This is a genomic window from Desulfovibrio sp. 1214_IL3152, assembly GCF_036763055.1.
Taxonomy (GTDB): domain Bacteria; phylum Desulfobacterota; class Desulfovibrionia; order Desulfovibrionales; family Desulfovibrionaceae; genus Desulfovibrio.
Window position 1 is genome coordinate 1 of the sequence record NZ_JBAIYW010000149.1, and the last position, 4,331, is coordinate 4,331.

General features: G+C 53.8%; 3 protein-coding genes. 1 reads left to right on the forward strand and 2 read right to left on the reverse strand.

Annotated features, from left to right (window positions below):
• Positions 1 to 295 (forward strand): hypothetical protein (locus V6C07_RS03090; protein ID WP_333534914.1); only part of this gene is annotated, 295 nt, incomplete at its 5' end.
• Positions 296 to 463: 168 nt separating this feature from the next.
• Here the strand turns inward: V6C07_RS03090 and V6C07_RS03095 are convergent.
• The gene (locus tag V6C07_RS03095) at positions 464 to 3,574 is read right to left on the reverse strand and encodes a diguanylate cyclase (RefSeq protein WP_333534915.1); all 3,111 of its coding nucleotides are present in this window, start codon (positions 3,572 to 3,574) and stop codon (positions 464 to 466) included.
• Positions 3,575 to 3,803: 229 nt separating this feature from the next.
• The coding region (locus tag V6C07_RS03100) for an amino acid ABC transporter permease (protein WP_333534916.1) at positions 3,804 to 4,331 on the reverse strand (528 nt) is incomplete at its 5' end.

The following is a 4,331-nucleotide window of genomic DNA, read 5'->3' on the forward strand; positions in this document are numbered from 1 at the left end:
ATATACATTCTCAAAGTTTAAGGCACGCTCACTTCGGCGTTTAACCGCGCAGATAAACTGCGCTTACGCCTCCGTAGCGAACGTCTGCTCACGCAGCCGTCCGAGCAATTTAAAAGTTAAATTGCTCGGACGGCGTCAAAGTCGGGTTTTGGCTCCTGTTGAATACCACAAGAGTATACTTCTTTTGCCGAAACCCGACTTTTCCTTGTGTCTGGAGCAAAATTATTTAGAGCATTTTCACTTTGAAAGTGCTCTGGCGACTGCGTGGAAAGTGCTCTGGCGACTGCGTGAGTAAGCGCAACTTATTTGCGCTGCGCTTTCGGAACCGTTTCAAGGTGAACGCTCCAAAGGCTTTTTGCATGTTCTTGTTGAGAATACTGGCCTTACTGCTCGTTTTCGTTCAGTGAATCCCCTTGGGGCGGGGCAGAGTTGGGCGGAAACGGGCTTTTTTGTCAGAAAAAAATCATGGCAAAGGCAGATAGCTTTCTTCAAAGACAGCCAGGGGTACAGGCTTGCTGAACAGATAGCCCTGGACCTGCTCGCAGCCTTTTTGCCTGAGAATGGCAAACTGTTCTTCTGTTTCCACGCCCTCGGCCACCACGCGGATATCCATTCTGCGGCACATGTCCACAATGGCCTCGATGACCATCTGGGTTTTCTGGTTGGTGGTGATGCTGTCCACAAGGGCCTTGTCCACCTTGAGCTCATCAAAGTTTGCCAGCGAAAAGAGCGACAGGTTGGCAAAATCTACTCCGAAGTCGTCAATGGCAACGGCAAAGCCCAACTCGCGGATATTGTCGATCAGCGCCAGCAGGTTCATGCCTTCCACGCCTTTCACGCTTTCCGTCACCTCAATGATCACCCATTTTTTATCAATGCCGTAGCGGCCGAAAACCGCCAGCAGGCGCGTGATAAAGCCCTGTTCCGCCAGGGTGTAGCGTGAAAAATTCACTGATATGGGAATGGCCTGCCTGCCTTCGGCAAGCCAGCGGGCGAGCACGGCACAGACGCTGTCAAAAACATAAAAATCAAGCATGCCAATGAGTTTTGCATCTTCGAGTACAGGCAGAAACTGGGCTGGGGGCGCCACTGTGCCGTCTTCCTGCAGGTAGCGCACCAGAGCTTCGGAGCCGTTTACCTTGCGGTCGGCAGTTGACACTATGGGCTGGAGGTAAACGGTAAAAGCGCCGTCTTGCAGGCTTTTTTCCAGCATGCCCGGTTGCGTCAGGCAAAAGACATCATCGTTGTAATGGCGGTAACGGTCGCTGGGCAGATTTTTTCGATAATGGTTTTTCTTGTCCTGATACATGCGTTTTTCCGCTGCGTGGGCCAGACCCTGCAGGTCATTTGTGGCCTCGACCCACTGATGGCCGATGGCAACGTGGCAGTCCTGAAAGGCCGAACAATGGGCCTTGAGCAGGCGCACGCACTGTTCAAACTCCTCCTGGGGCAGGTCCTTGCATATGACAAGAAACTCGTCCCCGCCCACCCGGTAGGCCGAGCCTGACAGAAACGCCTTCCTGATGCTGTGCGCGCAGCCTGTCAGCAGCCTGTCGCCGTGGGCCTGCCCGAACATGTCGTTGATCCGTTTCATCTCATTGATGGAAAGGTAGACGATGCCCGCATGGTACGCGTTTTTGGCATTACCGATATCCTGCAGATAGGAATTTCGGTTGTGCAGGCCGGTGAGGCTGTCCTCAAAGCTCAGCTTTATCAGAAGCTCTTCATAGTTGATGCGGCGTATGGTGGAGAGCAGGAAGTAGCGCAGCGAAAGCAGCAGGGGCGCGATTTCGCGGATCTTTTCGGGAGAAGCGTTTTCCATGCCCCAGAAGCCCAGCAAAACGCCGTTATGCTCCAGTGGCATGATCACCAGATTGCGAATGCCCTCGGCATAAAGACTTCCGTAAGTTTCCGGCTGCTGCTCTGCCTGTTCCGCCATATTTTTAATGACCAGATACTCGCTTGTTTTTGCTGATATGCGCCATTGGTGAAAGCGGGCCATGTCCAGCGTCTGATACCGCTCTTCGGCAAGATGGGCGGCACGCCATTCGCTTTTGAGCAGGAACGTATCGCCGGTAAGCTGAAAGAAACAGGCACGGTCTGCGCCAAAGTGCTTGCCTACGCGCTCCAGCAGGTCTTCAAGCGCTTCTGCCAGTGTTTTGGCATTGTAGAGCAGGGCGATGCAGTCTCTGTTAACTTTTTCGCCTTCAAGAGCATGCTGCAGGGCATGACGCTCCATCTCGCGTTCCGTAATATCGGTGGCGATCTGCATGCGCGCTTTTCTGCCGTTCCAGTTCACGAGCCTGTCACGCAGAATAAAGTGCCGCCCCAGCATTTTGTTGGTAAATTCCCAGGAATACACGCTGTCGAATGTGAGCCGCTCATTGAGGCAAAAGGAACACGGGGCGTCCAGGCCTTGCAGCAACTGATGGCATTTGGCCCCGCGCGTATTGCTGATACCGTATTTTTCCCGTGCCGGGGCATTGATGTACAGCAGCTCATAGGTGGTCACATCCACCACATAAACCAGCTCGAGCATCTGCTCGAGGGTGCTCAGCAGCGTGTCCTGCATCAGCGCTCTGTCTTCTTCCGGTAAATCGGGGAACGTGTCCTGTTCCGTGGGGCAGGCCTGGCCGGAAGTCTGGAGGAGTGTCAGGGGGATTTCTCTCGGGCTGTCCGTATACGGTTCGGGATGTTCGGCAACCACGCGGCTGCGGCCGTCCTGCTTGGCCTGATACATGGCGCTGTCCGCGCTGCGGATAAGGTGCTCAAGGCTCCGGGGCGCCGCAGGCTGCATGCTGGACAGACCGATGCTGACTGAGAGACGCAGGTCCGGATGTTCTTGAAAGCGTACGCGTTGTACCATGTTCATGATGCGTTGCGCCACAAGATGCGCCGCGGCGCTGTCCGCATGGGCCAGCAGGACCACAAATTCTTCACCGCCGTAGCGGCAATTGATGTCGCTGCCACGCAGGCAGCGCTTGATGGCGTCTGAAATGCGTTCCAGTACCGCGTCACCGAAAGCATGCCCATAGAGATCGTTGACCTGTTTGAAATGGTCAATGTCTATGAAGAGAACAGAGACGGGCATGTTGAACCTTTTGCTGTGTTCATGCAGGGCCGCGCCTTTCTTAAAAAAATCGTGGCGGTTTGAGGCTCCCGTCAGCTTGTCGGTGGTCGCCATGTGAACCAGCGCGTCGCCGTAGCGCTTGAGCGCCTGAATGTTTTTTTCTTCTCTGGACTTGAGCTTTCCCACAAGAAGAACAATGGCGAAAATAGCGAGAGAAATGGTGACGGACTTGTAAGCGCCGGCCGGATCATTGGTTTTTACCAGAAAAAAATGGGCGCTGTAGGCAAATGCCACGCAGCCGCCAAGAGCGCCCCCAAGGTAGCCACTGGAATATGTGGCGTACACAATGGGGATCATCAGGATAATCATGGGGTTGGGAATGTTAAAAATATAAACGATCAAAATGGACAGGCAAGTCGGCAAAACAGAAAACAGATATTTTATCCATTCATGCGGTAAGTGCGCCTTGAAGCGCGCTTTCAGAGAATTTATTGTTTTTTTCATTTCGGCCTCATGCTATCCGGCTGATGTTTTTAAGCATCTTTTGGCCGAAAATCTGAAATTCGTGATATTTCGTATCAGGAAAGAGCCTCATCTGAAGTTTATACAGAATTATTTTTGAACATTCCAGATATGGGATGTATGAATATTCGCGGTCATGTCCCGTGCCGTCAAAAAAGGCTCTCCACTGCAAGCAGAGGAGAGCCTTTCCGTTGCGGGAAAGAGCAGTGTTTTAGCGCGCGCCAAAGCCGGGTACATGAAATCGGCGCTCAAGCCAGCGCAGAAAAAATGTCGCCAGGGTAACCATTGCCAGGTAGTAGGCCCCGACAGTGATGAAAACTTCGGTAAAGCGGAAGGTGTCTGAAGCCACAACCTTGCCTTCGCCCATAAGTTCCATGCAGGTGACGAAGTAGGCCAACGAACTGTACTTTATGAGGTAAATGATTTCATTGCCGCAACCGGGAAGCGCGCGCCGGGCCGCTTGCGGCACAACTATCCAGGCCACGGTTTGCCAGGTGCTGAACCCCAGGGCCTGGGCGGCGCGGATCTGCCCCTGACGGATGGAGAGCAGCGCCCCGCGCACATATTCGCTCTGATAGGCCGCCGTGCACAGGATAAAGCTTGTAAGGGCGGCCCCATATGGCGGAAAATAGATGCCGAGTTTGGGCAGGGCGTAATAGATCATCATCAACTGCACCAGCAGCGGAACCCCGCGCACGATGGCGGTAAACCAGTCGCCCAGGCGGCGCAACCAGCGCGG